The following is a 24,964-nucleotide window of genomic DNA, read 5'->3' on the forward strand; positions in this document are numbered from 1 at the left end:
AGCATGGCTGACATCGTGAGACTGAAAGACCGGCTGGATCAGAAGCCCGTCAACCGCACCCCCGCACCGACACAGGCCCGTATCCTGCTGTTTACCGGCGTGCGCTATACCCGCACCGAACCTCTGCTGATCGGCGCCGCCTCGCTCACCGGCAAGCGGCCAGTGCAGGACATGCATCCTTACGAGGGGTAATACGAGGATTCGCTGGAAATGACTCTTCGTATTCCCTGTGAAAATATCTCAAGCCTCTGATGCATTTGAGATATTTTCAAATCTAGGATGCGTGAGCCTCTTCGAGGCTTGGTATAAGACCTGTGTTACCGTGATGCGGCTCTTCCACTGCGTGGAGTGAGATCAATTGGCCGTTGGCTATTGCGACCAGTGAGGCAATCACATGGATTGAATGTCATTGGCTGAGCCCGGTTGCTTTTCTATGAAGCACTCAGGGCAATCAGGAAATCCGGGCCGTTTTTCCAGGCATTTCCCGGAACGCTCTATGGCATCCTTCACGTTATCCACTGTGCAGAAGACGCGCTAATACCGCCAATTCTGTTGGGTAAGTTTGTTTTTTGGAACGGACGCGCTTTAAGAGAATACGCAATAGTTGTACAACCATAGTTTCCCAGAGATGCCTATGTCTGCTTTGTTTAAGAATGGCCCAAAAATTTAAAATATGTATTTTATTTTGTAATTCTACCAAAGATTGTTTTGTATACGATCGTGATATTTGAGTAATAATTCCGCCTACCCCATTTGGGGGATGTTTAAAGCACCCAAAAATGGTTGATAAACGTTGTTGGAAATAAACAACATTATTTCAAGTGGGGCATTTGATGCATAAAGATACAGAGTCTGCGCTTGGATATAGTCACGCGGAACAATTGGACCAGAAGAAGACAGAATTGTCTCGAAACAATCGACGGGAAGCCTACGACGAGGATTTGGCGGGCACGCCCGATCGTGACAGCATGATGTATGCACCACGGGTGTTCGCAGGAATGGGTGTCGTCTTGCTGGGTTTTGCCATCTATAATTACCAATCGACAGGGCTCATCGCGGCCACAATCATCAGGACGGTTGTTGCGGCAATTATTCTTCAAAGCGTCTATTTCATCGCGATTGTCTACCTTGTCATGCGTCGGGTGAAGGCGCGCCTTGCCACGCTTCAAAACAGTCAAGCCTCCCGTGATGGTCGTACACAAAATGACCAGTGTGCAGGTCGCGACCTGACGCTTGCCGAGAGGGCGGACAATGCCTGAGCCTGGTCTATGCCTGTGAGGTGTGCAGGTATGAAGGGGCTTTTCCGGGCATTGGTGATGCGGAATCAGAATGACAAAGTGCCGACGTCCTTTTAAAGCGGTTTCCAGTGTCGAAGCCGCACAAAGGAGGATGTAAGACCCTCAATCCGCTTCCAGTGAATGAAGCGAAGTCAGAGCGGCAATAAGGTCGGTTTGCCGGGCCATATCGGTTTTGGCCAGTACGGTTTTTATCTGGCTTCTGGCGGTTTCCAGCTGAATCCCAAGGGCCTGGGCGGCATCGCGCAGAGGCTCTCCATCCAGAAGCAGTTTCGTCAAACGCGCCTCGGCGCGCGTTAAATTCATCAGGGATTGGATCATCTCCGAGGTCAGGCCATTGCTACGGCTGAGGGGGACCAGAATGATGAAAAAGCTGACCGGGCTGAACAATCCGACATTCAACCGGGCGGCGGGAATGAGATAGACGACCGCCGGCGGCAGGCCCGGCTGGCCGGGGCAGGCGAATTGAGCGCCCTGCATCTCATCCCGGCTGGCGCCAGCTGCCATACCCGCGGCAAGACTGGCTTCAAAACTTGCCTGTGCTGCGGGATGGAGAAAGCGCAACTGGTCGAAGGCCGAAATGGCGTATCTTGGATTGCCTGCTTCAAACACCGTATTGCACCCCAGAATCTTGCCTTTGGCGGTCAGTGCGGCGGTGGGCAGCCGCGCCAGCTGCAATGCCCGCAGACTGTTGTCGACCGCCTTGAATTCAAGCTGGGAGGCAAGGATCAGGCTGCGACGCAGGTCCCGGCCAACGCTGTTGAGAAGATCAAGATGTTTTTCTTCGATGGGACCGCTATCACGCTTTCGTTCAATCGAGATGGCAATGATTTTCTCCTGCGGAAGATCGAAGCTGACGCCAGCCGCAAAGCCAAAGCCGCGCGGCCAGAGAAAATCCCGGTAAAGTGGCTCATCGCGCATCTGCTCATGCGAAAACTGATCGACATCGCTGATGAATTTCGACTTGCTGGAGCTCAGCAGCGCTTTGGTGCGAATATTGTCGGCAGTCCAGCCCTGTTTGAAAAAATCAGAATAAAGCTCGCGCACACCTGGCGTCGTGATCAAGGGCATGAGCTCGTCGGAGATATTGACAAGCAGGGCGCCTTCCGCACCGACAAGATGCGCCAAGCGGTCCAGCGCATTTTCCCAGGCCGCCGGTTCAGCGGCCGCTTCGTAAATGCAATCTATGATAGTTTCCGGCATAGCAATCTCACATATTAATATTGCTATGTTTAGCAAACATGTCTTTCTGAAGCAATGCCAGTCAATTTACTGAATAACATTATCAGATTTTAAGTCGAAAAACAAAATAATTGAATATTTTAATTTTTTGTCGCTTGGAAAGAAGAAAATTTTAGATTTAATTGAATGTTATAAAGAAAACATGCGCGCCAAAATGTTGTCGCTCTTTGTTCGATTGCGAAAATACTTTATGGATCTATAGCCGTCTGATCGCAACCGGCGTTTGTAAGAAAAGCCTGCGCATCGGGCGCGAAGCTGGCTTGAGGCACAAGGGTGCGCAACACGGCATAGCCCTGGGTTTCCGGCATTTCCACCAGTATGGTCTGGGCAAGCGCATCGGGTGCCGTGGCGCGCAGCCGGGCGAGTTGGGCCGGGGTGGCAACAATAATGTCAAGCTTGCCCTCGACGGATGTAGCGTCGTTCATACTGTAGACTTCATTGGAATCGCGGTCGAAAATACCCACCGACCAAAAGGGAACGCTGCCCTCTGCTGTCAGATGCACCGGCGCCTCGCTGACATCGAAAGCGCAGGCGGCGAGTTTGAGGAAGGGATCACCATTGGCAAGCCCCGCCCGGTCCGCCCGGCTGTCGAGACTATAGTATTTGAACAGCGGGCCTTCCATCGTCACGCGGGTATAGGCGTCCTTGCCGGTGAAATGCGGCAGCGCCAGGATGATGACGATATGCAGAACCACAGCCCCGACCAGGCCGACAAGAATGGCGTAGATCAGCTTACGCATTGCCGCATCCGATCTGTTCGACATGCGGCATGGCCAGTGTCACCAGACCTGAATTGCCCGCGACCGGCGTGTCCAGCAGAGTGAGGCTGAGCATCAGGTCTTCGCTTCCTGCGGGAATGGCCAGCCAATTGCCGGGCGCTGCTTGCGAACCGATGGTGATCTCCATGCTGGCATCACGATTTTTCAGTGTCGTAACCGAATTCAGCGCCCCCGGCAGGTCGGGTGAGACGGGCAGGAGCGTTCCATCCGGGCGGCTGGCTGAGAGCGTCCAGTAGCGGGCCATCGGCACCGTGCCCGCCAGCCGGTAGCGGCAGCGTGTATTCAGCTTGCGCCCGTTCGTATCGGTCGTGGCAATAAAACTCAGCCCTTCGGCGCTGCCCAGCAGCAAGCGCCCGGCCTTGGCCCGGTGCGACCGCGCATAAGGATCGGCATCGGCGGTCTGCGCCTGCGGAAACGCCCGCCAGCCATCAATCTCGATCTCGCCAAAGCCCACCGTGGCATTCAGCGCCATCAGCGTGGACTGGATGCCAAGCCCGAAAGCAATGGCAAGCGCAATAGCGACAAGAAATGGAACCCTGAGCACGCGATGATTCGAACCCTGTTGATTGTTGGAGAAGCGGTAACACTCAATTCGGGGCAGGGAAATGGCACCGCGCGCGCTTCGCTCGCTCCCATGGCAAACCCTTTGTTCAATCCAGCGCCGCCCGCAGCGCTGGCGCCAGCGGCTGTGCCTCGGTCAGCATCGTGCCGATCTGGCGCAGCAGGGCGGTGGTTTCGACAGAGAGTGTCCGGGGGCGGACGAATTCGGGTGGGGTGGGGGCGGGTGCGGTGCCCTTTGGTTCGCCCTTGGCCGGTGCTGGGGCCTTTACGGCTACGGTCGCCGGTTCCAGTACGCCAGGGATTGGCCGCACTGCGACGCCCTGATGGGCGTAGTCCATGATGGTCTTGAAGGTCATGGCGGGGAGCGAGCCGCCGGTCATGTTGTTGGTGGAGGTGTAATCGTCATTGCCGAACCAGACAGCGGTTGTGAAATTGCCGGTATAGCCGACGAACCAGGCATCGCGATAGGCTTGCGTCGTGCCGCTCTTGCCAGCGGTGAGAATGCCATCGAGAGCGGCTTTTCGGCCGGTGCCGATATAGGGGACCTTGGTCAGCATCTGGTTCATGTAGTTATCGGCCTGCTCGGTCAGTACCCGGCGCGGGGCTGGTTCGTCACGGTCGAAATCGTAGAGCACATGGCCGCGATAGTCTCTGACATCGACAATGCCATGGCGGCGTGATTGCAGGCCCCCGGATGGCAGCACGGCATAGGCCGTCGCCTGGTCCATGACCGTGACTTCCGAGGTGCCGAGCGGAATGGTGACATCCTTGCGGATCGGCGTTTCCACGCCCATGGCTTTCGCCATGCGGATGACGGAATCAACGCCCAGCCGGTCCTTGACCAGCCTCACTGGTACGGTGTTGATCGATTTGGCCAGCGCGGTCGTCAGGGTAATGCGCCCGGCATAGCTGTTGCCGTAATTATGCGGGCTCCAATTGCCCCAATTGACCGGACCATCGACAATGGTGGTCTCCGGGGTCAGGCCCGCTTCCATCGCCACCGCATAGGTGTAGATCTTGAAGGAGGAACCGGGTTGGCGCAGGCCGCGCGTGGCGCGGTTGAACTGGCTTTCTCCGTAATCGCGTCCGCCGACCATGGCGCGCACCGCACCGCCGTTTTCCAGCGTCACGAGGGCCGCCTGCTTGACATTATATTGTTCGCCATATTCGCGCAACGTATTGCTGACAGCGGTTTCGGCGACTTTTTGCAGGCCGGGATCGATGGTGGTGCGCACGATCAGCGAATGTTCGGGGAAGCGGGAGGCGATGCGCTGAACTTCGTCAAACGCCCAGTCGAGGAAGAAGTCCGGAGCCTCGCGCTCGGCCCGATCAACCACGGTGGCCGGATTGCGCCGGGCGGCGATGACCTGGCCCTCGCTCATGAAGCCGCTTTGCACCAGATTGCTCAACACTTCATTGGCGCGGCCACGGGCAGCGGGCAGGTTGACATGCGGGGCATATTTGGCCGGTGCCTTGAACAGGCCCGCCAGCATGGCGGCCTCGGCCAGATTGACGTCGCGCACGCTCTTGCCGAAGTAGAATTGCGAGGCCGCCGCCGCGCCGAATGTGCCGCCGCCCATATAGGCGCGGTCGAGATAGAGCGACAGGATTTCCTGTTTCGTGAGGTTTGCCTCCAGCCATAGAGACAGGAAGGCCTCCTTGATCTTGCGCTCGATGGAGCGCTCATTGGTGAGAAACAGGTTCTTGGCGAGCTGCTGGGTCAGCGTCGAGCCGCCTTGGACCACGCCGCCAGCTCTGGCATTTTCGCTGAGCGCCCGGCCAAGGCCGATGAAATCGATGCCGAAATGGTCGAAAAACCGCCGGTCTTCGGTGGCCAGCACCGCTTTGATCAGATTGTCGGGCAGGTCTTCGAACGGCACGGAATTTTCATGGATAATGCCGCGATGGCCGATGACATTGCCGTAGCGATCCAGAAAGGTGACGGCGAAATCGCCGCGATTGCGCCAATCCTTGACCGTTTCCTGAAAGGCGGGCATGGCCAGCGCCAGCATGACGACAGCACCGGCGGTTCCCAGCGTCATCGCTTCGCCCAGGGCCTCGAACAGCCATTTCTTCCAACCGCGCATCCGAAACCGGCGAAAGAAGATCGTGGTTTCTTCCCAGAATTCGGCGGCCTGGAAGCCGGTATTCCATAAGGTGGAATCCAGCCAGGCGTCGAGTTTGAGAAAGATATGCCGCTTTTTCTTCTGCATGGCGGTTCCGGGGCCGAGCCTTAAGATGATCTGCTACAATATCATAGGCGTAGAGTGCCGGGGATGCTGTAGGCATATGCAACGCTTCACATGCAACGCTTGACAGGCGCCAAGCTTGCGCCCATGTCTGCGTTGATCGCGATATATCCCAGCCAATGGATCATATGCGACTTAACTTTTAACGAATCTATAAGATTGCCGCGGATTGGGTGCTCGCATCCGGCCGATGGCCAAGGGCATGATGACCAGCGAACCCTATTGGAAGACCAAGCGCCTTGATGAGATGAACACTGTGGAGTGGGAAGCCCTCTGCGACGGCTGTGGCCTGTGCTGTCTCAACAAGCTGGAGGACTGGGAAAGCGGTGAGGTGGTCTTCACCTCCGTTGCCTGTCGTCTGCTGGATGGGGAAAGCTGTCGGTGCAAGGACTATCCCAACCGGCAGGCCACCGTGCCCGATTGTATCCAACTGACGCCAGATCAGGTCGAGGACATCGCTTGGCTGCCGCCCAGCTGCGGCTACCGGCTGGTGCATGAGGGGCGCGACCTTTACTGGTGGCATCCGCTGGTTTCGGGCGACCCTGAAACCGTCCATCAGGCCGGGATTTCCGCCCGGGGCCGCACGGTCAGCGAAGAGCATGTTTCTGTCGAGGATTTCGAGGATTATCTCTGTGACTGGCCTATGACGGTGCTTTTGCAGGCCGAAGAATCTGGCGACCAATAGGGGCATGAAATGACGACAGAAGCAGACGGACTTTTTTCCAAACTCGGCTGAAGCCTTCGTTTGGATCGATGCACTCTTAGTATGATTTTGACATTTGCTACCGTTCGCAGCACCCTCGAAAGCAAATGTCGGAATCTTCAGGACCACGAGCAAGTCACTGTTTCTAGTGGAATTTAAGAATTTGACATTTGATCCTCGAGGGTGCGGCAAGGGGGTATCAAATGTCAAATTCATTCCACTAGACTGCCGTCTTGGTTGCCACCGGTCCGGTCAGAAGTGTCAGGTCGCCATTGACGGCATAGCGGTCGAAAATGGCCATGGCCTGCCGACGAATATTTTCCGGCACTTCGGCTCCGCGGCCCGCGATGCCCTGATTGATCCGCTTGCGTTCACCGTCACGCTTGTCGGCCAGCGCCTCGGTGATTTTCTGAGCCGCCTGGCTGTCCGCTCCGGTGAAGGTGGCGATCCGATCAGCCAGAACCGCCTTGTCACCGAGGAAATCCGTTTCATAGGAAACCCATAGCGGCTTGACCAGATTGAGCATTTCGCATCGCTGCCAACTCAGCAGAAACTGCGCATACCAGATCGCTTGAGCCGCAACCAGCATCTCAAGCCGCTCCTCGAAGGGCAAGTGGTGGTAATTGCTTGGCAGGCCGTCATCAAAAAAAATGGTGTCGACCGGACGATTGGAAGCGCGCCAGGATTGGAACATATCATCGAGGCTGATCAGCGTGTCGAAGAAATTACGGACAGTGACGATAGGGCGGATGTTGTAAAGCGTCATCTGGCGGGCCAGATAGGGCGTGCATCGAATGTGATGCTGGGCGACATAGCCACGGCCGTTCAATCCATGCCGCATAAGTGCAAGCTCATCGGTCTCCTGCGAGCGCAGATTGCCTCCCAGTGCAGAGCCGCTGCCGGGTGTGAAGCTGGGAAGTGCCAGGTTGGCCAGGGGGATATCCAGTGCCTGCACCAACGCCATCGAAATGAAAGTCGAGGCCGATTTGGGCGCACAGGCCACCAGAACATTCGGCTGTCTGGCCCGGCTTGCCGTCAATCTCGCCCGAAATGTCAATTCGGCAAGTTGGGAAGTCGACAGCTTCAGACCCTGGGCGTCGCCATCGCTTACCGCGGGCAGAAAGAACGGATTGGCATGGCAAAGGGCCGCGGCGACTTCCAGAGCCCGGTTTGGCGGTACGGAGGACAGATAATCCATTCCCAGGCTTAGTGCTTCGCGCGGCGCCAGGGTGGAGATGTCTGCTAGCGTCTGGCCCAGCGTGTCTTCCAGGTTCGAACCTGCCTTGTCATTCGTCCGGATGCCGACCGCATGTTCCATGCTGCAACCTGTCCTTATCCTGTTGCGTCTATCCAAACGGAGGCTTTGGCCGAATTGGATATATCGACGCATAAACAAAAGCTTGGTGCATGAGAGCATGACTGAAGTGAATGCGTCGGTGCACCGGGATGTGTCTGTACCAAAGGGTTATTCGCAAGGGGCGAAAACGTTATGGTGTGAAGCTGACTGAGAAAGCTTGCGCCAGGCAGGAGCTTATAACCTCGTCCACGAGGGCCGGACCTCTACTGGTGGCATCCGCTGGTTTCGGGCGACCCTGAAACCGTCCATCAGGCCGGGATTTCCGCCCGGGGCCGCACGGTCAGCGAAGAGCATGTTTCTGTCGAGGATTTCGAGGATTATCTCTGCGATTGGCCTTTGACAGTGGCCGGGGATGCGCCTTGACCGTTATCTGAGGATCTATCCTTAGAGTAAGTCTCGTACAAGTTTTACACTATAATTTCATCTCGATTGAAACCGTTTCGGTGCATTGGAGAGCCTATGTCGAGACTGGACTGGTCCCTTGTCAAAAGCTTTGTTCGCGAAGCGGCCCCGGTGCCCGACGCGGAATGGGTATCGCGGAAATTCGATGAGTTCCTCCGGCGGACCGATCCCGCCGATGCTTTTGCGATTTCGGGTGTGTTCTCGCTGGCGCATCCTTTCTATGTGCCAAAGATGAGCGATGCCGCAGCCGACAGTCTGGCGATTTCCGTGCCGGAACTCGGCGAGGCTCTGATGCGGGCACGGCTGACGGCCTCGCGGGCGCATCAGCCGAATGTTCTGGTGGCGTGTCTGCCAAAATCGGCTTCCACCTTCATCGGTCAGAGCCTGATGAAAGTATTGAATGTGCCGATGGCGGTGCTGATGTCGTCCGCCTTGTCGCCGCAAACGCCTTTTTCCATGGGTATTACCCTGCGTGAGCAGGAAACGGACGAGTTGGCGTTGATCCAATACGGCAATAATGGCCTTGGCTATGTGGCGCAGCATCATTTGCGATGCACGCCCTATCTTTGCCAGCAGCTTGAGCTTTATAATATCCGCCCGATCGTCACCTACCGCAATGTCTATGACAGTCTGGTCAGTCTGGATGACATGATGCGCAAGCAGCAGCAGGAATGGGCGGCGACCCGTGATAAGGATGCGATCTATTTCAGCGACGGCTTGCCATCCAATTATTGTGAGCTGGACGACGAGACGCGCTATCTGATCCTGGTGGATCGCCAATGTGCCTGGTATCTACAATTCTTCATGAGCTGGAAACGCTGCGAAGCGCTTGGTCTGGTCAAGCCGCTCTGGGTCTCCTACGAGGAGGATTTTCTCGGCAACAAGCAGCGTCTGGCCGAGAGGATCGCCGCCTTTGTCGGGTCGGAATTCCTCGATTCCGCAAAGCTGTCCGAGGTGTTTTCCGAGACGATCCAGACGGGTCATGCCCGGTTCAACAAGGGTGTCAGCGGTCGGGGCAGCCAATTGCCTCAGCGTGTCAAGGATCGGATCAGGGCGAGTTTCGATCTCTATCGCGATGATTTCGATTTCTCTGAAATATTGCCGGATTGACGCCTTGCTTCTGCTGGCCCTTCAGCTTCGGCACGCCCGCTGGATTTTTGCACCATCGCCTCGGTTGAGGATTGCACCTTAGGTTGTGATTGGTTATATAGCGGTTCCGCAGACTGCGGGCTGTACTATCGTCATCTTATATTTGCTGATCTATTTCCTGTATCGTTCCGGCACGCGAATGTATCGGACCGCGATACGCTTTCGGTGAAATTGCAGGCATGAGGAGTGTTTGGCAATTCGAGCCGCAGACGCCGGGCTCTTGCTGTCATTCACGTAAAAATGTGTGAGTTCGATGTAACTTTTTTTGGTTATTTACTTCTGCCGATATTGATAGTTAAAGGCTAGAATGCAATTTTGAAAACGTCGCGAGCTGGATATTTTACTATTTCTGCTTGCAACCAGGAAGGACAAGCTCATGAATATCGGAGAAGCCGCCGCAGCCTCCGGCGTTTCTGCGAAGATGATCCGCTACTATGAGGAAATCGGGCTGGTTTTGCCGGCGCGGCGCACCTCAAGCAATTATCGGGTCTATGGCGAAAATGAAGTCCACCGTCTGCGCTTTGTGCGGCGGGCGCGGACCCTCGGGTTTTCCCTGGAGGAAACGGAGCGGTTGCTGGCGCTGTGGAGCGACTCTGGCCGCAAAAACGACGATGTGCGCCAGGTGGCCATGAACCATCTGCGCGAACTCGAAGACAAGATGGAAGCCATGCAGGCCATGGTCGACACGTTGAAAAACCTGGTTGATCACTGCGAGCAGGGCGACCGCCCGGATTGCCCGATCCTGGAAAAGCTGGGTGGTTCTTCCACGCACAATAGCCGCAAGGTGGAAATGGAAGAGGCCTGAGCCTCGGCATAACGGGTTAGGCGAAAGCCTTATCCGCTGTGGTTGTCTGCTTTATATCTGCCGCAATGTGCTTGACTGGCGGCAGAATAAATACGGGTGACAAGACCCGTTGTCGGACGCACCTGAACCCTGGGGGCGGGGGAATGGGGCGGGCGGCCGGTCGCAAGACCGGCCGTCAATCAAGACCTCAGTCGGCTGTATGCTGAACCAGACAGACCCGTGCGTCTCTGTTGTGCGGTTTGTGGTGTCTTCACGAGGGGCGGATTCAACAGCCTGAGCCTATAAACACAGCAGTTCTAAAGAGTTACAGCGTCCTTTGGCATTTTACAAAATGCACCGCGCTAGAACCGGCAATTGTGAAATTGAACCGGATGGGGTCTCACCACTCTTCTCTCGTAGGCTTATTGGGCGTTAAGTGAGCCTCCGATTGTGGAAGACGGATGTCTTCGTCACAATTAAAAATAAGAAAAAAAACCTAAATAGGAAAATAAGCATTGACGCCGTGACGGTGTTCTGTTAGGTTTTGTTTACGGTCGGAAATCTGCGGCTTCGGTCCTTCCGGTTCGATTTTTACGTTCTCTTTCATACATTTACAGCGTTTTAACTCTGGTTGTGGCGGTTTCCCTTCATTGTGATGGGAGCCTCGCCTGCCGGGAGGATATTCATCATGGATGATTTCGATATATCGCTTTACGGCTGCTGGCCTTTACCGGCGCTGTCCTTTGCCTGCGACCGGCATGGGTTAACCCTCAGCGACGGGCTGGAAATCAAGGCTGCTGATCTTACTGCCTTGAGCGATCATTATGCCGGGCTGCTCAATGAGCTGACGCGGGAAATGTCGGCGCAATTCGAGCAGTTCCGGTTGTTGCGCGAAGGGGCGGCGGCGCTGATGGAGGGCGGCGACGAGGCGGCGGCAAAGCTCGCCCGTGCTGATCTGAAGGCGGCGACCGAAGCGATGTCGGTGATTGTCCGCACGCTGGAAAAAATCGATGCGCTGCAACGGCAATTGGTCCGTGACCGCGAAGCCGAGGAGGAGCGGGCGGGTGAGGCCGAGACGCTGGATGTCGCCCAGGCCCGGCTATTGGCGCTGGTGGAAACTCAGGCGGAGGCCAAGGCGGCGCTGCTGTTTGAGCGGTGGAAAGCGGAAAGTCTTGCTGCAACTGGCCCTCCGGGCGCGACAAGCGAGCAGCCAATTCAGACAACAGCGTGAGGGTCGCGGGTGACAGGACGTTTGGATCGGCTGTCGGCGGGCATATCGGTTGCGGCTCTTCTGGCGGCATCGCAGACCGAAAACAATGGTTTATCCGCCCTGCGCCGGGAGATGCAACACCTGCGCGACACGGTTTCGGCGCTGGGCGATGAGGGATCGCTGCTGGCGCAGACGATCATCGCGCGGCAGGGCCATAATTCTCCGGTTCTGGCTGGTCAGGCGGATGGAAATAACGGCGTTGATATGATGCAGGGGCTGGAGCTTGCGGCCTTGCAACGGCTGGCGCGCAGCTGGGCCTTGCTGCGACACCCGTTGCAAGCGCCGCCCGAGGGGGCGTGGCGCAATTGGTTGTTGATGGGCGGCCGCGGTTCCGGCAAGACCCGGGCCGGGGCCGAATGGGTGCATGAGATCGCCTCGGCTGGTGAAAAATCCGCTGTGCGGATTGCACTGGTGGGCGAAACCCTGGGCGATGCCCGCGAGGTGATGGTGGATGGTCTGTCGGGCATCGCCCGTATAGCCCGCCACAAACGCCCGGAAGTGGAAATTTCCCGGCGCAGGCTGGTCTGGCCGAATGGCGCGATGGCGCAGATGTTTTCCGCTGAAGACCCGGAGAGCCTGCGCGGCCCGCAGTTTCACTATGCCTGGTGCGATGAGATTGCCAAGTGGAAGCATGCCGAGGAAACCTTCGATATGCTGCAATTTTCCCTGCGGTTGGGGGATGATCCCCGCCAGGTGATTACCACCACGCCGCGTCCGGTGCCGATCCTGAAACGGTTGCTGGCGGACCCCGGCACGCGGCTGACCCGGCTTTCCACCTTCGGGAATGCTTGCAATCTCGCGCCCGGCTTTATCGAGGCCTTGCAGGCCCGTTACGGTGGCACGCGGCTTGGCCGTCAGGAATTGGATGGTGAACTGATAGAGGACCGGGAGGATGCGCTGTGGCGGCGCGACCGGCTGGAGCAGTTGACGGTCAGGCTCAGTGAGCCGCTGCACCGCATTGTCGTCGGCGTCGATCCACCCTCCGGGGCGGGTGCGCAATCGGTCTGCGGCATAATTGTTGCCGGTCTCGACCGGCTGGGCCGGGCAGTGGTGCTGGCTGATTGTTCGGTGACGGGGGAAAGCCCGGCCAGTTGGGCGACCGCCGTGGTGCGGGCGTTTCGCCGGTTTGAAGCGGACCGGGTGGTGGCGGAGGTCAATCAGGGCGGGGAAATGGTTGGCGCGCTGCTGAAAAGCGTCGATGCCAACCTGCCGGTGCGCATGGTGCGGGCGACGCGTGGCAAGTTTTTGCGGGCCGAGCCTGTGGCGGCTCTCTATGAACAGGGCCGCGTTTTTCACGCAGCCCGTTTTGCCGATCTGGAAGATCAAATGTGTGATTTCGGCCCTGAGGGCCTGTCGAATGGCCAGTCGCCGGATAGGCTTGATGCGCTGGTCTGGGCTTTGACCGCGCTGCTTCTGGAATGCGCGGGCGAGCCGCGCATTCGCACGCTATAATTATTTGGTCGCAGGCGCTGACGGTGCCGAAGGTTGACGCATCTGGCGCCATTCGGATTCAAGGCGTTCAACGATATGGGCAGGAATGGTCCGGCTGGCCTCTGCAATCGTCTTGCTGATCTGGCTGCTGCTCTTGGCGTCCATCACATGTCTCCTGTGTTAACCGCCCGGCGCCCGTCATGGCGCGGCAGGGCTTGTTGCTCTGTGCCGCTCATAACCAGCGGTGGAGCGGAAAGTTCCACAAGCTTAAATCTTTGTAAATATCTCGTGACATGGCCTGAACCGATTGAATTTTGTTTAACCGATTTAAATCCCAGCATTTTTTGGGTTCAATCTCGCCGCGTTCGGCTGAGCCCTGCTATTTTAAGGGGAATTGGCAGTTTATGAACACCACAGCTTTGCAATCGCTCTTCAACCGGATCCGCGGTGAATTGTGTGGCGGGCGGCTCGGCACGGCTCAGGTGCAGGGCATCAACGCCATTCTGGCGGGCTGCGCGCGCCATGGTCTGACCGACCACCGCCATATCGCCTATCTGCTGGCCACAGCCTTTCATGAAACGGCGGGTCGCTTCCAGCCCCTGCGGGAAACGCTGGCGAAAACCGATGCCGAGGCCATTGACCGGTTGGAGCGCGCCTATGCAGCGGGCCGCTTGCCCCAGGTAAGCGCGCCTTACTGGCGGCCGGACGAGGCGGGACGGAGCTGGTTTGGCCGGGGCTTTGTGCAGATCACCCATAAGCGCAATTATCAGGCGATGTCGGTGGCGCTGGGCGTCGATCTTGTCGCCGAGCCGGCCCGCGCCCTGGATAGGGCGACGGCGGCTGATATTCTGGTTGTCGGCATGAGCGACGGGTTGTTTTCGGGCGTTAGGCTTGGCGATGTCTTCACCGCCACGGCAAGCGACTGGACCGGTGCGCGGCGTATTGTCAACGGGCAGGACCGGGCGGAATTGGTGGCCGGGTATGGGCGGGTGATCTTTGCGGGGTTGGGGTAAGGTTTGCTGAAAGCGTGGATGAAAGCGCCATGGGTTTTGTAAGGCTACATAGTACCCGTCACTTTTAGCTTTGCGTGCTGGGTTCCCCCTCACCCCGCCTCCGCTACGCTCAGCGGACCTCTCCCCGCTGGGGAGAGGAAACCATAAATGCTGCGGCTCTTTCCTTCTTCTCCCCGCCGATTTTCCCCAGAGGCCAATTTTCCCCAGAGGATGGGTAGAAGCGGCAAGAGCCGCATGTGTCGTGCCTTTCTCTCTGTTGATCGGCAAATCTGCGCCAATACCCGACGGGACACTTTCAACTTCAGGAGAACATTATGCTGTCTTCCTTTCGCCTGCCGTTTCGGCGGGCCAATCGTGCTGCTGTGTCGTCGGCGACGCCAACACAGACAAAAGCGGGGATACGACCCCGTGCAGGATTGGAAATGCTGCTCTCCACCGGTGCCGGGCGCGGCACGGGGCGGTCTTATGCAGCCTTGTCACGCGCTGGCTTTCTCGGCAATCCGGTGGCGCATCGGGCGGTGCGGCTGGTGGCGGAGGCAGCGGCCGCTGTGCCGCTTCTGCTTTATCAGGGCCTGCCGCAGGAAGGGGCGGGCGAGTTGAGCGAGCATCCGGCGCTGGCGCTTCTGGCCCGGCCCAATGGGCGGGCGACGGGGGCGGATTTTTTCGAAATGCTCTATGGCCATCTGCTGCTGTCGGGCAATGCCTATCTGGAGCCGCTCTGGCTTGGCGGGCGGCTGATGGAACTGCATCTGCTGCGCCCCGATCGGGTCAGCGTCGTCGAGGGTCCCGATGGCTGGCCGGTGGCTTATGATTATCGTGCCGCCGGGGTGACGCGCCGGGTTGCTGCCGAGGGCGAGCCGCAGCCGATCCTGCATTTCAAGCTGTTTCACCCGCTCGACGATATCAGCGGTTATGCGCCGCTCGCTTCGGCCCATAACGCGCTGGATCTGCACAATGCCGCCGCCACCTGGAACAAGGCGCTGCTCGACAATTCCGCCCGTCCCTCCGGGGCGCTGGTCTATCAGCCCAAGGAGGGTGGTAACCTGCCACCGGAACAATATCAGCGGCTGAAGGACGAGCTGGAACAGGGCTATTCCGGGCCAATGCAGGCGGGCCGCCCGATGCTGCTGGAGGGCGGGCTGGACTGGAAGGCGATGAGCTTGACCCCCCGCGACATGGATTTTACCGATGCCCGCAATGGCGCGGCCCGCGATATTGCCTTGTCGCTCGGCGTACCGCCGATGCTGCTAGGCATTCCCGGCGACAATACCTACGCCAATTATCAGGAGGCCAACCGCGCCTTCTACCGGCTGACGGTGCTGCCGCTGATCCGCCGCACCGCCGCCAGCCTGTCGGGCTTTCTGTCCGATGGGTTTGGCGAGGTCTTGTGCCTGAAGCCTGATCTCGATCAGGTCGAGGGCCTGTCCAGCGAGCGTGACGCGCTGTGGTCGCGGGTAGGCTTTGCCAGCTTCCTCACCGACGAGGAAAAGCGGCAGGCGGTTGGATATGACGCTTAAAGCCTCAAAGTTTCAAGAGGTTGATGTCTGATCCGGACTCTGTTCCGCAGGAGGGTGATTCAGAGTGTGAACATCTGCACCCTGCTTCTGAGCAGGCGCGCATAAGCGATTCTAAAGATTAGAATTTCCGGATGAACTGCGGCGGATTTGCGCCTGTATCCACAATCATAAGACGAAAAGATTAACAAAATGACCGATTTTACACCCGACACGCCCTTATGGGGTGCGCGGCTGGCGGGCGCATTGGCGGGGTCCGCCATCTCGCTGGTCTATCTTCTGCCGAGGGGGCGACGCGAGGCGGCCAGCCGGTTTTTCACCGGGCTGGCCATCGGGCTGATCTTCGGTGGCGCCACCGGCCAATGGCTGGCCCGCAAGCTGGATATTCTGCAAAGCCTGTCCGGTGCCGAAATCATGCTGGCGGGGGCGACACTTGCCAGCCTTTCGGCCTGGTGGGCGCTGGGTGCTTTGGCGCGGTTTGCAGGCCGCTACGGGCGCAAGGACGGCTGAGGCCGTCAATCTCATTCCAGTTTAAAGGCCAGATTAAAGGAGAAATTCATGCACGCTTATCGCGGGCCAGGAAAGCTGGTGCGCAAATTTGCCGATCTGACCCTGTCGGATCTCAGCGGTGACGGCACGTTCAGCGGCTATGCCAGCGTGTTCGGCGAGGTGGATCTGGGGCGCGACGTGATCGAGCCGGGGGCCTTTCGCACCAGCTTGCAGGGGCGCGGCGCAGGCGGCATCCGCATGCTCTACCAGCACGACCCCAACCAGCCGATTGGCAGCTGGACGCTGCTCAAGGAGGATGCGCGGGGCCTTTATGTCGAGGGACGGCTTTCCCCCGGCGTCAAGCGTGCCGAGGAGGTGCGCGCCCTGATGAAATCAGGCGCGCTGGACGGGCTGTCGATTGGTTTCCAGACGGTCAAATCCCGCCAAGACGCCAAGACCGGCATTCGCCGCATTCTGGAGGCCGATCTCTGGGAAATTTCCGTCGTCACCTTTCCCATGGCGCCTTCGGCCAGGGTTTCCAATGTCAAGCATCAGCGGTTTTTCCGCGACAAGGATACCGAGCTGATCCGGGCGATGCGCCGGGCAGCCCGGACGATGGCCAACAGCAATTTCAAATAAAGGATGGATTTATGAGCGATCATCAGATGACTGCCCCCGAAATCAAGGCGATCCCGGAAACCATGGCCGCCGCCTTCGACGACTTTATGGAAGCCTTCGAAGGCTTCAAGCAGGCCAATGACCAGCGGCTCGGCGAAATCGAGCAGAAACTGACCGCCGATGTCGTCACCCGCGACAAGGTGGAGCGGATCAACAAGGCGATGGACGAACAGTCCCGGCTGCTGGACCAGCTGGCGCTGAAAAAGCTGCGCCCGGCGCTGGGATCGAACGGCAATCGTGGCGGTTCCGGCAGCCTGGAGGCGACAGAGCGCAAGGCGGCCTTCGAGGCCTATATCCGGCGCGGCGATGAAACGGCGCTGCGCGATCTCGATGCCAAATCCATGGCGATTGGTTCGGATGCGGATGGCGGATATCTGGTGACGGATGAGACCGATAGTGAGATTGGCCGCAGGCTCGCCTCCATCTCGCCGATCCGGCAATTGGCCAGCGTCCGGCAGGTGTCGGGCGCGGTGCTGAAAAAGCCGTTTGCCCCAAGCGGCATGGCCTCCGGCTGGGTGGCGGAAACCGCGGCCCGCACCCAGACCGATACGCCGCAGCTGACGGAACTTTCCTTTCCGACCATGGAGATTTACGCCATGCCCGCCGCCACCCAGTCGCTGCTGGATGATGCTGCTGTTGATGTCGAAGCCTGGATTGCCGGAGAGGTGGATATTGCCTTTGCCGAGCAGGAAGGGGCAGCCTTTGTGGCGGGCGATGGTGTTAACAAGCCGAAGGGCTTCCTCGCCTATGAGACGGTGGCCGACACCGCCTGGGCCTGGGGCAAGATCGGCTTCAAGGCGACCGGCGCTGCCGGTGGCTTTGCCGCAAGCGGGCCATCCGACGTATTGCTCGACACCATCTACGCGCTGAAGGCCGGGCATCGCCAGAACGGCACGTTTGTGATGAACCGCAAGACCCAGGGCGAAATCCGCAAGTTCAAGGATGCCGACGGCAATTATCTCTGGCTGCCGCCCGCAGGCCCTGGCCTTGAAGCCTCGTTGATGGGCTTTCCGATTGCCGAGGCTGAGGACATGCCCGATATCGCCGCCAACGCCTTTTCCATCGCCTTTGGCGATTTCAAGGCCGGGTATCTGGTGGTTGACCGCATGGGTGTGCGGGTGCTGCGCGATCCCTATTCGGCCAAGCCCTATGTGCTGTTCTACACCACCAAACGGGTTGGTGGTGGAATGCAGAACTTTGAAGCGCTCAAGCTGATCAAGTTTGCTGCCAGTTAATTTGGTTCGGTAAAGCCCCGCTTTACCGTGAGATGCCCCCCTCTGTCCGGCAAGGCAGAGGGGGTAGATCCTTGCTCCAACATTCTCCCGGAGACCCCCAATCCATGACCATCACCACCCTCACTCCGCCGCAGGCGGAGCCGCTGACCCTTGTCGATGTGAAGGCGCAATTGAAGATCGATACCGATGATGAAGACGATCTTCTCTCCGGTCTGATCACCGCTGCCCGCCTGCATCTGGAGGCCGAGACCGGGCTTTGCCTGATGCGCCAATCGCTGCGGCTCTATCTGGATGACTGGCCTGACAGCGAGGTGATTCAGCTTCCCAAAGGCCCGGTGCAAACCATTGATGCCGTGACGGTTTTTGATGAAAATGGCGATGAACTTCATGTTTTACTGAAAGATCATCTGCTGGATGGACAGGCGCGGCCAGCTCGGCTGTGGCTGCGGGAACGGCCCTTGCCGGGACGGCCGATCAACGGCATCGAGATCGACTTTACCGCAGGCTTCGGCACGGCGGCCACCGATGTGCCGGATACGCTGCGCCGGGCGATGAGCCTGCATGTTGCGGCCATGTATGCGTTTCGGGGTGTAGTGGCGCTGGCCGATCAGCCTGCTGCCCTGCCGGTCGGCTATGAACGGCTGATCGCGCCCTTCTGCCGAAAGGGCCTTTGATGGGTGCCTTCACCATGCCCGATCCGGGCCGGATGACGGCGCGCCTCACGCTTGAGCAACCGGTCAATGAGCCTGACGGTCAGGGCGGGGTGAGCCAGGGTTGGCAGGCGGTTGCCACGCTTTGGGCGCTGATCGAGCCGCAATCCTTCACCCGTGAAGAGCGCGGCGAAGCGGAAATCGCCACCATAGATCAGGCCGTCACCATCCGCTTTCGCACCGATGTGGCGCGCGGCCATCGGCTGGTGAAGGGCACGCGCATTCTCGCGGTCCGGGCGCTGCGCGACCCGGATGAGACCAAGCGGTTTCTGCTGCTGGATTGTGAGGAGGAGGTCAGATGAGCCTGCAATTTTCAGCACATGGGCAGCAGGGCGCCGTGACGGACTTTACAGCTGCGCTGCGGCGCAGGTTGGAAGAGGCCGCCAGCCGGGCGGCTGCCAAAAGGCAAAGCGCGAGCGAAGAGCCGAAGGGTGAGCGTATCGGGGAGGTGGCTGATGACCAGTCCGGTCAATGATCTGCTGACCGCAATGACGGCGGCGGCGCTTGCCGATGCCAGCATTGCGGCGATCATCGGTGCTGATGGCGTCAAGGATCGGCGGTTGCTGCGCTCCGCCCAGCCTTACCTGATGGTGGGTGAGGTGACGGTGACGGATATCTCCACCGATGATGACGGGTTGATCGAAGCGCTGGTCAGCTTGCAGTCCTGGTCGTCGCTCAGCCGCCGCGAGGCGGAAAGCCTGGCGGCGATGGTGCGTGCCGTGTTGCAGGATGCGGCGCTGTCGCTGGCCCATGCCCGCCTGATCGCCTTGCGCCATATCAAGACCGTCAGCCGCCGCGAGGCAAAGACCGGCCTGTTCCTGGCCGAGCTGCAATTTCGCGCTGTCATCGAATGATTTTGGTCCCGCGCGCCAGCATGGCCAGAAAGACCAGTGCTGCCAGCACCAGAGCGCTGACGGCGAGGGTGAAGGTCAGAAGCAGCGGCAGGCCGCCGCGATCCAGCAGACCAGCGATCACCACCGGCGACAGCGCCTGGGAGATATTACCGGGCAGCGCCAGTTTGGCTGAGATCCCGGCGTAGCGGCTGGCGGAAAAGAAGCCGAGCGGCAGCACGGTGCGCGAAATGGCCGACAGGCCGGAGCCGATGCCATAGGCACCGATAAACAGGCCGAGCATCCATACGGAGCCATGGCCGAATGCGAGTGCCAGGAAGCCGATGACGATCAGTCCGGTTGCCACAAGGCCTGATGTGACGGGCGAGGCGCGTTTTCCGGCAAGGGTATCGGCAGCGCGGGCGGAAATGCCGAGCACCGAGCGAAGCGACCCCAGTTGCAGCGCTAGCGCCGGTGTGGCGCCAGCCTGCGTCAGCATTTCAATCAACGAAGACGAGACGCCGAAGGTGACGCTGCTGAAGCCGATGCTGATGATGGCAAGCGCGATCATCGCCCGCTTTTGTTGGAGTGCTGTCAGCGGCATCGGTTCGCGGTCGGCTGCGGCTTGCGCCGTTTGCGACCGGGCTTTGATGGGCGGCAGGGCGAAGCGATGCAGGGGAACCAGCACCAGAAGATGGCAGGCCGCTGCAATAAGCAAGGTATCGCGCCAGCCCAGCAGGCCAGTCAGCCAACTGAGCAGCGGCCAGAAAATCGCTGTAGAAAGGCCGGTGAAAATCATCAGCAGGCCGATCACGCTTTTCGCCGACGAGCCTTCTCGCTCGACGACTGCCGTATAGCAGGCCACGCTGAGCGCCAAGGTGCCAGCAATGCCGATGGTGAACCAGGCGGCGAAATAGGAAGCCATGCCTTGGGCTTGCGAGAGCAGTGCGAGGCCGAAGGCAAACACAACCGAGCCCGCAGCCATGACCTTGGCGGCCCCGTGCCTTTCCAGCAGGCGGCCGCTGGCCGGTCCGGCAAAACCCATGATCAGCAGCATCACCGTGGCACCGAGAAAGCCGGTCTCGTTGCTGATGCCGATATCGGCGGCGATGGTGCGGCCGAGAACGCCGAACAGGTCGAAACTCGTGCCCCAGCCGACAATCTGGCTGATGGACAGCACGCTCAGCAGCCGCAAGCGTGCCAGCGATGCGGCATTTTGGGGAACGGGACTGGGAGAATCGGCGGGGAGAGCGGACATGCAAGCAACCTAATCGGCAGATCAGCATAGTGCGGCATCTGTGTAAGTTTCAAGACACGGCTGTGTCTGGTCCAGACATTTACATCTGTTTGCAGCATCGGTGCGGACAACCTTTACTGTCTTTTTACGCGAGTTTTCGCGGTCACACCAGTTTTGGTGCTTCCCCTGCGGGCCTCTTGGTCTCCTTACCTTCGTCCTGGGTTTTCTCTCTGAAAAAGGGACGGGCGGTCGTGCCGGTTTGGCTGGGTCCGCGCGTGGGAGAGACCCCTGAAAACGGGGAGGGGGTGGATGTCGCCCTGGCGTGGTTGGCGGCCGGTTTGCGGATTTCTAGTTATTTTCAAGGAGATTTTTTATGGTGGCCCAGAGGGGTAAGGACCTGCTGCTGAAGATTATCAGCGGCAGCGATTATATAACCGTTGCAGGACTGCGTTCGCGCAAACTGGCTTTCAATGCCGAAACCGTCGATGTGACCGATGCCGACAGCGCCGGGCGCTGGCGTGAGCTTTTGGCCGGTGCCGGTGCCAAACGCGCCTCGCTATCGGGGGCCGGGTTGTTCAAGGACCAGTCCTCCGATGAACTGGTCCGGGCGGCGTTTTTTGCCGGTTCGGTGTTGAGCTGGCAGGTGGTGATCCCGGCTTTTGGCACGGTGACTGGCCTGTTTCAGGTGACAGCGCTGGACTATTCCGGCGAGCATGACGGCGAGTTGAAATTCGACATCGCGCTGGAATCGGCAGGGGCGATTGCCTTTGAGGTGACGTCATGAACGGGGGGACGGGGAATGTTAGTATGGGCGTGCGCGCCAACCGCAGGCGCGGCGAAGTGGAAGCGGTGATTGATGGCGAGCGGCGGATTTTATGCCTGACGCTGGGCGCGCTGGCCGAACTGGAAACCGCCTTTGCCGCCGACAGTCTGGCGGATCTTGCCCTGCGGTTTTCCAGTGGCAAGCTTTCCAGCCGCGACCTGATCCGCATTCTGGCGGTCGGTTTGCGGGGCGGCGGCAATTGTTGCGCCGATGAGGATGTCGCCGACATGTGCGTCGAGGGTGGGCTTGCGGCCTGCGTCGCCATTGTCCGCGAATTGCTGCTCGTTACGTTTGGAACTGCTGATCAGGCGGCTTCGACCGGCCACACCTCGACCGGCCACGCCCCGGCCATGGAGGGCGATCCCGCCCGCCCTTGAGTGCCGCAGCGGGTCGATCCGACACGGCAAAGCCGCCTCCCTTTCCCTGGGAGGCGGTGATGCATGCCGGATTTCACCTGCTGCGGCTGACCCCGCAGGCCTTCTGGGCGCTGACCCCGCGTGAATTCGCTGCCATGAGCGGGGCGTTTCGCCCCGTCGCCACCGCTCGCGCTGAGCTTGCCCGTGCCGACCTGGAGGCGCTGATGGCCCGCTATCCTGACCGTGCCTTCCTGACCGCAACATATTAAGAGGTAGACCATGGCCGATGACGATACCCTGTCCTTCGGGATCGATCTCGATGCTTCCGGGGCGACCAAGACCCTCGACGATCTGGAAAGCCGCTCGAAAAGCTTTGGCAGCGCGCTGACATCGGCGCTGAAAAGCGCCACGAGCGGTGGCGGCGATCTGGAAGACACGCTGAAATCGCTGGCGAGCCAATTGTCCAACATCACCCTATCGTCCGGGCTGCAACCGTTGCAAAGCAGTCTGTCGTCGCTGGCCTCCAGTGCCACCTCCAGCCTGTCATCGGGGATCAGCTCGCTGTTTGCCTTTGAGAAGGGCGGCGTGCCTGGCTCGATCACGCCTTTTGCCTCTGGTGGGGTGGTGTCCAGCCCCACCTATTTCGGCATGGATGGCGGCAATACCGGGCTGATGGGCGAGGCAGGCAGCGAGGCGATCCTGCCGCTGAAACGCGGCTCGGACGGATCGCTGGGGGTTGCCACCCAGGGCGGCGGCTCCTCCGGCACGCAGGTCAATGTCAACGTCACCACCCAGGATGCGTCGAGCTTCACCAAGAGCCAGTCGCAGATTTCCAGCCTGCTGGCGCGTTCCGTCAAGCGCGGTCAGCGCAATTTGTGAGGTGAAACCATGGCAACCGCCTTTCACGAGGTGCGCTTTCCGCTGCGCGTGTCGCTCTCGACCAGCGGCGGGCCGGTGCGGCGCACGGATATTGTCAACCTGTCGAATGGCCGCGAAGTGCGCAACCAGCGCTGGGCCAATTCGCGCCGCAGCTATGATGCCGGGTCGGGGGTGAAATCGCTTGCCGATCTCTACACGGTGCTGGAGTTTTTCGAGGCGCGTGGCGGCCAGATGGCCGGGTTCCGGTTTCGAGATCCGCTGGATTCCAATTCCGCCGGGCCGGGGCGGGCCGTGAGTGCTGAAGACCAAAAGATCGGCACCGGCGATGGCGTGACCGCCAGCTTTCAACTGGTCAAGACCTATGGCGATGCCGGTGGCGGCTGGAGCCGCAGCATTGCCAAGCCAGTTGATGGCACCGTGCTGATTTCGGTGGATGGCGTGCCGGTCAACGGTTTCAACTGCGATAGCACCACCGGGCTAGTGTCCTTCAATCAGGATTTTATTCCTGCCTCCGGTGCCGTCATCCGGGCGGGCTTTCAATTCGATGTGCCGGTGCGTTTCGATACCGACCGGATCGAAATCAATCTCGAAGCCTTCAATGCTGGCAGCATTCCTTCGATTTCGCTGACGGAGATCATTCCATGAGGACAATTGATGCCGCTTTGGCGCGTCATCTGGCGGGCGACGCCACGACGCTGTGCACCTGCTGGCGCGTCACCCGCAGCGATGGGCTGGTTTTGGGCTTTACCGATCATGATCGGGACCTGACCCTGCGCGGTACACTGTTTCATGCCGCCAGCGGCTTTTCCGCCAGCGATGGTGAGGCAGAAAACAGCCTATCGGCGCCGACCTCCGAAGTTGCCGGTGGTTTTTCCAGCGAGGTGATTACCGAGGCCGATCTGATTGCCGGGCGCTATGACGGTGCGCGCATTGAGGTCTATCGTGTCAACTGGCAGGTGCCGGACCAGCATGTCCTACTCAAGGTGCAGGATGTTGGCGAGGTCAAGCGCCAGACGGGGCAGTTTACCGCCGAATTGCGCAGCTTTGCCGCCAAGCTCTCCCAGGATCAGGGCCGCACGCTTGGTCGCCGCTGCGATGCCAGCCTGGGCGATAGCCGCTGCGGTATCGACTTGAGCATTGAGGGCCGCACCGTCAGCGCTGTTCTGGTGGCGATGGCAGCGTCCGACCGGCTCACGGTTTCGGGGCTGGATGCCTATGGTGAAGACCATTTCCGCTATGGCCGAATCACCGTCACATCAGGGGCCGAGACCGGCCTGACCGCCGAGATTGAAACCAGCCGCCCTGGAGAAGACGGCACGGAGCTGACACTGTGGCTGCCCTTGGAGGTGACATTGTCACCGGGCGATGCACTGAGCATCAGCATCGGCTGCGACAAACGCTTCGCCACCTGCCGCGACAGCTTCGCCAACGCCGCCAACTTCCGCGGTTTCCCGCATATGCCGGGCAGCGATTTCGCCTATTCCTATGTCAGCGGCCAGACGACCCATGACGGGTCGGTGCTGTTTGAGTGAGGGGGATTGCATGCCCTCCATCAACACCCGAGTCCTCACCCTCGCCGAGGGTTGGATTGGTACGCCCTATCGCCATCAGGCCTCCACCAAGGGTGTCGGCTGCGATTGTCTTGGTCTGATCCGGGGCATCTGGCGGGAGCTTTATGGGCAGGAGCCTGAAGTCACGCCTGCCTATGCGCCTGACTGGGCCGAGCGGTCGGGAGAGGACCGGTTGATCGAGGCGGCGCGGCGGCATTTCATCCTGATCAACAGTCTTGGCGAGGCTTTGCCCGGTGATCTCCTGGTCTTCCGGTTTCGCGCCCATTACGCCGCCAAGCATCTGGGGCTTTTGGCGGCGGACTAGCAGTTTATTCACGCCTATGAGCAGGCGGCTGTGGTTCGCTCCGCTCTGGTGCCCGCCTGGCGGCGGCGTGTCGCGGGCGTCTATCGTTTTCCGGAGAAGTGAT

Annotated in this window: 29 protein-coding genes and 2 pseudogenes; 24 read left to right on the top strand and 7 right to left on the bottom strand. The window is 59.5% G+C overall.

The genetic code is table 11. From position 1 onward, the window contains the following. Positions 1-3 precede the first annotated feature (3 nt). Both AVI_RS30470 and AVI_RS28980 read left to right on the top strand, forming a co-directional pair. A complete protein-coding gene (locus AVI_RS30470; RefSeq protein WP_071203930.1) occupies positions 4-192 on the top strand; it encodes a hypothetical protein in 189 nt (62 codons plus the stop codon). A 641-nt stretch (positions 193-833) separates the two neighbouring features. Further along, a complete protein-coding gene (locus AVI_RS28980) occupies positions 834-1,259 on the top strand; it encodes an exopolysaccharide production repressor protein (protein WP_015915363.1) in 426 nt (141 codons plus the stop codon). A 141-nt stretch (positions 1,260-1,400) separates the two neighbouring features. Here the strand turns inward: AVI_RS28980 and AVI_RS05215 are convergent, their stop codons facing one another. The 4 genes from AVI_RS05215 to AVI_RS05230 all read right to left on the bottom strand — a co-directional run bounded on the left by AVI_RS05215 (position 1,401) and on the right by AVI_RS05230 (position 6,090). After that, the gene (locus AVI_RS05215; protein WP_015915364.1) at positions 1,401-2,498 is read right to left on the bottom strand and encodes a helix-turn-helix transcriptional regulator; all 1,098 of its coding nucleotides are present in this window, start codon (positions 2,496-2,498) and stop codon (positions 1,401-1,403) included. Positions 2,499-2,725: 227 nt separating this feature from the next. After that, entirely contained in the window at positions 2,726-3,277 is a 552-nt protein-coding gene (locus AVI_RS05220; RefSeq protein ID WP_015915365.1) for a DUF1254 domain-containing protein, read from the bottom strand. Then, positions 3,270-3,860, bottom strand: a complete 591-nt coding sequence (locus tag AVI_RS05225) for a DUF1214 domain-containing protein (protein ID WP_041696366.1) — start codon at positions 3,858-3,860, stop codon at positions 3,270-3,272. The genes AVI_RS05220 and AVI_RS05225 overlap by 8 nt, the downstream gene beginning before the upstream one ends. A gap of 106 nt (positions 3,861-3,966) precedes the next feature. Next, complete coding sequence (locus AVI_RS05230) at positions 3,967-6,090, bottom strand: transglycosylase domain-containing protein (protein ID WP_015915367.1); 2,124 nt, start codon at positions 6,088-6,090, stop codon at positions 3,967-3,969. A gap of 241 nt (positions 6,091-6,331) precedes the next feature. Between AVI_RS05230 and AVI_RS05235 the strand changes: the two genes are divergently transcribed. Beyond that, on the top strand, positions 6,332-6,811 hold the full coding sequence (locus AVI_RS05235) for a YcgN family cysteine cluster protein (protein ID WP_015915368.1): 480 nt from the start codon (positions 6,332-6,334) through the stop codon (positions 6,809-6,811). A gap of 238 nt (positions 6,812-7,049) precedes the next feature. Here AVI_RS05235 and AVI_RS05240 read toward each other — a convergent pair whose 3' ends face one another. Beyond that, a complete protein-coding gene (locus tag AVI_RS05240) occupies positions 7,050-8,147 on the bottom strand; it encodes a hypothetical protein (RefSeq protein WP_015915369.1) in 1,098 nt (365 codons plus the stop codon). Positions 8,148-8,378: 231 nt separating this feature from the next. Between AVI_RS05240 and AVI_RS31940 the strand changes: the two are divergent. The 5 genes and pseudogenes from AVI_RS31940 to AVI_RS05260 form a co-directional block, all read left to right on the top strand. Then, a pseudogene (locus AVI_RS31940) lies at positions 8,379-8,549 on the top strand (YcgN family cysteine cluster protein); the annotation flags it as partial. A gap of 96 nt (positions 8,550-8,645) precedes the next feature. Continuing rightward, positions 8,646-9,698 carry a hypothetical protein gene (locus tag AVI_RS05245; protein WP_015915370.1) on the top strand — a complete coding sequence of 351 codons (1,053 nt, stop codon included), beginning with the start codon at positions 8,646-8,648 and terminating at the stop codon, positions 9,696-9,698. A 415-nt stretch (positions 9,699-10,113) separates the two neighbouring features. Further along, the gene (cueR, locus tag AVI_RS05250; protein WP_015915371.1) at positions 10,114-10,542 is read left to right on the top strand and encodes a Cu(I)-responsive transcriptional regulator; all 429 of its coding nucleotides are present in this window, start codon (positions 10,114-10,116) and stop codon (positions 10,540-10,542) included. Positions 10,543-11,209: 667 nt separating this feature from the next. After that, the gene (locus tag AVI_RS28985; RefSeq protein WP_015915372.1) at positions 11,210-11,752 is read left to right on the top strand and encodes a hypothetical protein; all 543 of its coding nucleotides are present in this window, start codon (positions 11,210-11,212) and stop codon (positions 11,750-11,752) included. Positions 11,753-11,995: 243 nt separating this feature from the next. Beyond that, entirely contained in the window at positions 11,996-13,243 is a 1,248-nt protein-coding gene (locus AVI_RS05260) for a DNA-packaging protein (RefSeq protein ID WP_041697733.1), read from the top strand. On the opposite strand, the gene AVI_RS30990 is transcribed toward AVI_RS05260, so the two are convergent. Then, positions 13,244-13,387: a hypothetical protein gene (locus AVI_RS30990; RefSeq protein ID WP_174089652.1), complete on the bottom strand. Its 144-nt coding sequence runs from the start codon at positions 13,385-13,387 to the stop codon at positions 13,244-13,246. 239 nt (positions 13,388-13,626) lie between these two features. Here AVI_RS30990 and AVI_RS05265 point away from each other — a divergent pair, with 239 nt between their 5' ends. The 9 genes from AVI_RS05265 to AVI_RS05300 all read left to right on the top strand — a co-directional run bounded on the left by AVI_RS05265 (position 13,627) and on the right by AVI_RS05300 (position 19,715). Beyond that, positions 13,627-14,235 carry a glycoside hydrolase family 19 protein gene (locus tag AVI_RS05265; RefSeq protein ID WP_015915374.1) on the top strand — a complete coding sequence of 203 codons (609 nt, stop codon included), beginning with the start codon at positions 13,627-13,629 and terminating at the stop codon, positions 14,233-14,235. Positions 14,236-14,549: 314 nt separating this feature from the next. Next, positions 14,550-15,752, top strand: coding sequence for a phage portal protein (locus AVI_RS05270; protein WP_015915375.1), 1,203 nt, complete (start codon positions 14,550-14,552; stop codon positions 15,750-15,752). Positions 15,753-15,941: 189 nt separating this feature from the next. Then, positions 15,942-16,259, top strand: coding sequence for a DUF6107 family protein (locus AVI_RS05275; RefSeq protein WP_015915376.1), 318 nt, complete (start codon positions 15,942-15,944; stop codon positions 16,257-16,259). Between the two features lie 48 nt (positions 16,260-16,307). Next, positions 16,308-16,877 carry an HK97 family phage prohead protease gene (locus AVI_RS05280; RefSeq protein ID WP_015915377.1) on the top strand — a complete coding sequence of 190 codons (570 nt, stop codon included), beginning with the start codon at positions 16,308-16,310 and terminating at the stop codon, positions 16,875-16,877. Between the two features lie 11 nt (positions 16,878-16,888). Beyond that, complete coding sequence (locus AVI_RS05285; protein ID WP_015915378.1) at positions 16,889-18,151, top strand: phage major capsid protein; 1,263 nt, start codon at positions 16,889-16,891, stop codon at positions 18,149-18,151. Positions 18,152-18,255: 104 nt separating this feature from the next. After that, complete coding sequence (locus tag AVI_RS05290; RefSeq protein ID WP_015915379.1) at positions 18,256-18,825, top strand: head-tail connector protein; 570 nt, start codon at positions 18,256-18,258, stop codon at positions 18,823-18,825. Continuing rightward, the gene (locus tag AVI_RS05295; RefSeq protein WP_234617712.1) at positions 18,825-19,163 is read left to right on the top strand and encodes a phage head closure protein; all 339 of its coding nucleotides are present in this window, start codon (positions 18,825-18,827) and stop codon (positions 19,161-19,163) included. Before AVI_RS05290 ends, AVI_RS05295 begins: the two co-directional genes overlap by 1 nt. Beyond that, positions 19,160-19,336, top strand: a complete 177-nt coding sequence (locus AVI_RS30995) for a hypothetical protein (protein ID WP_156597767.1) — start codon at positions 19,160-19,162, stop codon at positions 19,334-19,336. Before AVI_RS05295 ends, AVI_RS30995 begins: the two co-directional genes overlap by 4 nt. Then, positions 19,317-19,715 (top strand): DUF3168 domain-containing protein, encoded by a 399-nt coding sequence (locus AVI_RS05300; RefSeq protein WP_015915381.1) that lies wholly within the window; start codon positions 19,317-19,319, stop codon positions 19,713-19,715. Before AVI_RS30995 ends, AVI_RS05300 begins: the two co-directional genes overlap by 20 nt. Here AVI_RS05300 and AVI_RS05305 read toward each other — a convergent pair. Further along, positions 19,705-20,949 (bottom strand): MFS transporter, encoded by a 1,245-nt coding sequence (locus AVI_RS05305; protein WP_015915382.1) that lies wholly within the window; start codon positions 20,947-20,949, stop codon positions 19,705-19,707. The two genes, AVI_RS05300 and AVI_RS05305, sit on opposite strands and share 11 nt — an antisense overlap. Before the next feature lie 352 nt (positions 20,950-21,301). Between AVI_RS05305 and AVI_RS05310 the strand changes: the two genes are divergently transcribed. The 7 genes and pseudogenes from AVI_RS05310 (at position 21,302) to AVI_RS05340 (ending at position 24,963) form a co-directional block, all read left to right on the top strand. Continuing rightward, entirely contained in the window at positions 21,302-21,712 is a 411-nt protein-coding gene (locus tag AVI_RS05310) for a phage major tail protein, TP901-1 family (protein ID WP_015915383.1), read from the top strand. Beyond that, positions 21,709-22,128 carry a gene transfer agent family protein gene (locus AVI_RS05315; RefSeq protein WP_015915384.1) on the top strand — a complete coding sequence of 140 codons (420 nt, stop codon included), beginning with the start codon at positions 21,709-21,711 and terminating at the stop codon, positions 22,126-22,128. The genes AVI_RS05310 and AVI_RS05315 overlap by 4 nt, the downstream gene beginning before the upstream one ends. After that, positions 22,125-22,376 (top strand): rcc01693 family protein, encoded by a 252-nt coding sequence (locus tag AVI_RS05320; protein ID WP_080516961.1) that lies wholly within the window; start codon positions 22,125-22,127, stop codon positions 22,374-22,376. The genes AVI_RS05315 and AVI_RS05320 overlap by 4 nt, the downstream gene beginning before the upstream one ends. 10 nt (positions 22,377-22,386) lie before the next feature. Beyond that, on the top strand, positions 22,387-22,986 hold the full coding sequence (locus AVI_RS05325) for a phage tail tape measure protein (protein WP_015915386.1): 600 nt from the start codon (positions 22,387-22,389) through the stop codon (positions 22,984-22,986). 9 nt (positions 22,987-22,995) lie between these two features. After that, a complete protein-coding gene (locus AVI_RS05330) occupies positions 22,996-23,631 on the top strand; it encodes a DUF2460 domain-containing protein (RefSeq protein ID WP_015915387.1) in 636 nt (211 codons plus the stop codon). Further along, positions 23,628-24,518, top strand: coding sequence for a DUF2163 domain-containing protein (locus AVI_RS05335; RefSeq protein ID WP_015915388.1), 891 nt, complete (start codon positions 23,628-23,630; stop codon positions 24,516-24,518). The genes AVI_RS05330 and AVI_RS05335 overlap by 4 nt, the downstream gene beginning before the upstream one ends. Before the next feature lie 10 nt (positions 24,519-24,528). After that, positions 24,529-24,963, top strand: a pseudogene (locus AVI_RS05340) (NlpC/P60 family protein). Position 24,964 lies beyond the last annotated feature (1 nt).

It is taken from the genome of Allorhizobium ampelinum S4, from assembly GCF_000016285.1.
Lineage (GTDB): Bacteria > Pseudomonadota > Alphaproteobacteria > Rhizobiales > Rhizobiaceae > Allorhizobium > Allorhizobium ampelinum.

What these genes read in the sequence shown, in the direction of transcription:
- AVI_RS05235 (WP_015915368.1), top strand. Translation starts at nt 6,332, where the DNA reads ATGACCAGCGAACCCTATTGGAAGACCAAGCGCCTTGATGAGATGAAC.
- AVI_RS05215 (WP_015915364.1), bottom strand. Translation starts at nt 2,498, where the DNA reads ATGCCGGAAACTATCATAGATTGCATTTACGAAGCGGCCGCTGAACCG.
- AVI_RS05325 (WP_015915386.1), top strand. Translation starts at nt 22,387, where the DNA reads ATGGCCGATGACGATACCCTGTCCTTCGGGATCGATCTCGATGCTTCC.
- AVI_RS05240 (WP_015915369.1), bottom strand. Translation starts at nt 8,147, where the DNA reads ATGGAACATGCGGTCGGCATCCGGACGAATGACAAGGCAGGTTCGAAC.
- AVI_RS28980 (WP_015915363.1), top strand. Translation starts at nt 834, where the DNA reads ATGCATAAAGATACAGAGTCTGCGCTTGGATATAGTCACGCGGAACAA.
- AVI_RS05265 (WP_015915374.1), top strand. Translation starts at nt 13,627, where the DNA reads ATGAACACCACAGCTTTGCAATCGCTCTTCAACCGGATCCGCGGTGAA.
- AVI_RS05310 (WP_015915383.1), top strand. Translation starts at nt 21,302, where the DNA reads ATGGTGGCCCAGAGGGGTAAGGACCTGCTGCTGAAGATTATCAGCGGC.
- AVI_RS05220 (WP_015915365.1), bottom strand. Translation starts at nt 3,277, where the DNA reads ATGCGTAAGCTGATCTACGCCATTCTTGTCGGCCTGGTCGGGGCTGTG.
- AVI_RS05270 (WP_015915375.1), top strand. Translation starts at nt 14,550, where the DNA reads ATGCTGTCTTCCTTTCGCCTGCCGTTTCGGCGGGCCAATCGTGCTGCT.
- AVI_RS05315 (WP_015915384.1), top strand. Translation starts at nt 21,709, where the DNA reads ATGAACGGGGGGACGGGGAATGTTAGTATGGGCGTGCGCGCCAACCGC.
- AVI_RS05275 (WP_015915376.1), top strand. Translation starts at nt 15,942, where the DNA reads ATGACCGATTTTACACCCGACACGCCCTTATGGGGTGCGCGGCTGGCG.
- cueR (WP_015915371.1), top strand. Translation starts at nt 10,114, where the DNA reads ATGAATATCGGAGAAGCCGCCGCAGCCTCCGGCGTTTCTGCGAAGATG.
- AVI_RS05280 (WP_015915377.1), top strand. Translation starts at nt 16,308, where the DNA reads ATGCACGCTTATCGCGGGCCAGGAAAGCTGGTGCGCAAATTTGCCGAT.
- AVI_RS30470 (WP_071203930.1), top strand. Translation starts at nt 4, where the DNA reads ATGGCTGACATCGTGAGACTGAAAGACCGGCTGGATCAGAAGCCCGTC.
- AVI_RS05245 (WP_015915370.1), top strand. Translation starts at nt 8,646, where the DNA reads ATGTCGAGACTGGACTGGTCCCTTGTCAAAAGCTTTGTTCGCGAAGCG.
- AVI_RS05285 (WP_015915378.1), top strand. Translation starts at nt 16,889, where the DNA reads ATGAGCGATCATCAGATGACTGCCCCCGAAATCAAGGCGATCCCGGAA.
- AVI_RS05230 (WP_015915367.1), bottom strand. Translation starts at nt 6,090, where the DNA reads ATGCAGAAGAAAAAGCGGCATATCTTTCTCAAACTCGACGCCTGGCTG.
- AVI_RS05290 (WP_015915379.1), top strand. Translation starts at nt 18,256, where the DNA reads ATGACCATCACCACCCTCACTCCGCCGCAGGCGGAGCCGCTGACCCTT.
- AVI_RS28985 (WP_015915372.1), top strand. Translation starts at nt 11,210, where the DNA reads ATGGATGATTTCGATATATCGCTTTACGGCTGCTGGCCTTTACCGGCG.
- AVI_RS05330 (WP_015915387.1), top strand. Translation starts at nt 22,996, where the DNA reads ATGGCAACCGCCTTTCACGAGGTGCGCTTTCCGCTGCGCGTGTCGCTC.
- AVI_RS30995 (WP_156597767.1), top strand. Translation starts at nt 19,160, where the DNA reads ATGAGCCTGCAATTTTCAGCACATGGGCAGCAGGGCGCCGTGACGGAC.
- AVI_RS05335 (WP_015915388.1), top strand. Translation starts at nt 23,628, where the DNA reads ATGAGGACAATTGATGCCGCTTTGGCGCGTCATCTGGCGGGCGACGCC.
- AVI_RS05295 (WP_234617712.1), top strand. Translation starts at nt 18,825, where the DNA reads ATGGGTGCCTTCACCATGCCCGATCCGGGCCGGATGACGGCGCGCCTC.
- AVI_RS05260 (WP_041697733.1), top strand. Translation starts at nt 11,996, where the DNA reads ATGATGCAGGGGCTGGAGCTTGCGGCCTTGCAACGGCTGGCGCGCAGC.
- AVI_RS05300 (WP_015915381.1), top strand. Translation starts at nt 19,317, where the DNA reads ATGACCAGTCCGGTCAATGATCTGCTGACCGCAATGACGGCGGCGGCG.
- AVI_RS05305 (WP_015915382.1), bottom strand. Translation starts at nt 20,949, where the DNA reads ATGTCCGCTCTCCCCGCCGATTCTCCCAGTCCCGTTCCCCAAAATGCC.
- AVI_RS30990 (WP_174089652.1), bottom strand. Translation starts at nt 13,387, where the DNA reads ATGGACGCCAAGAGCAGCAGCCAGATCAGCAAGACGATTGCAGAGGCC.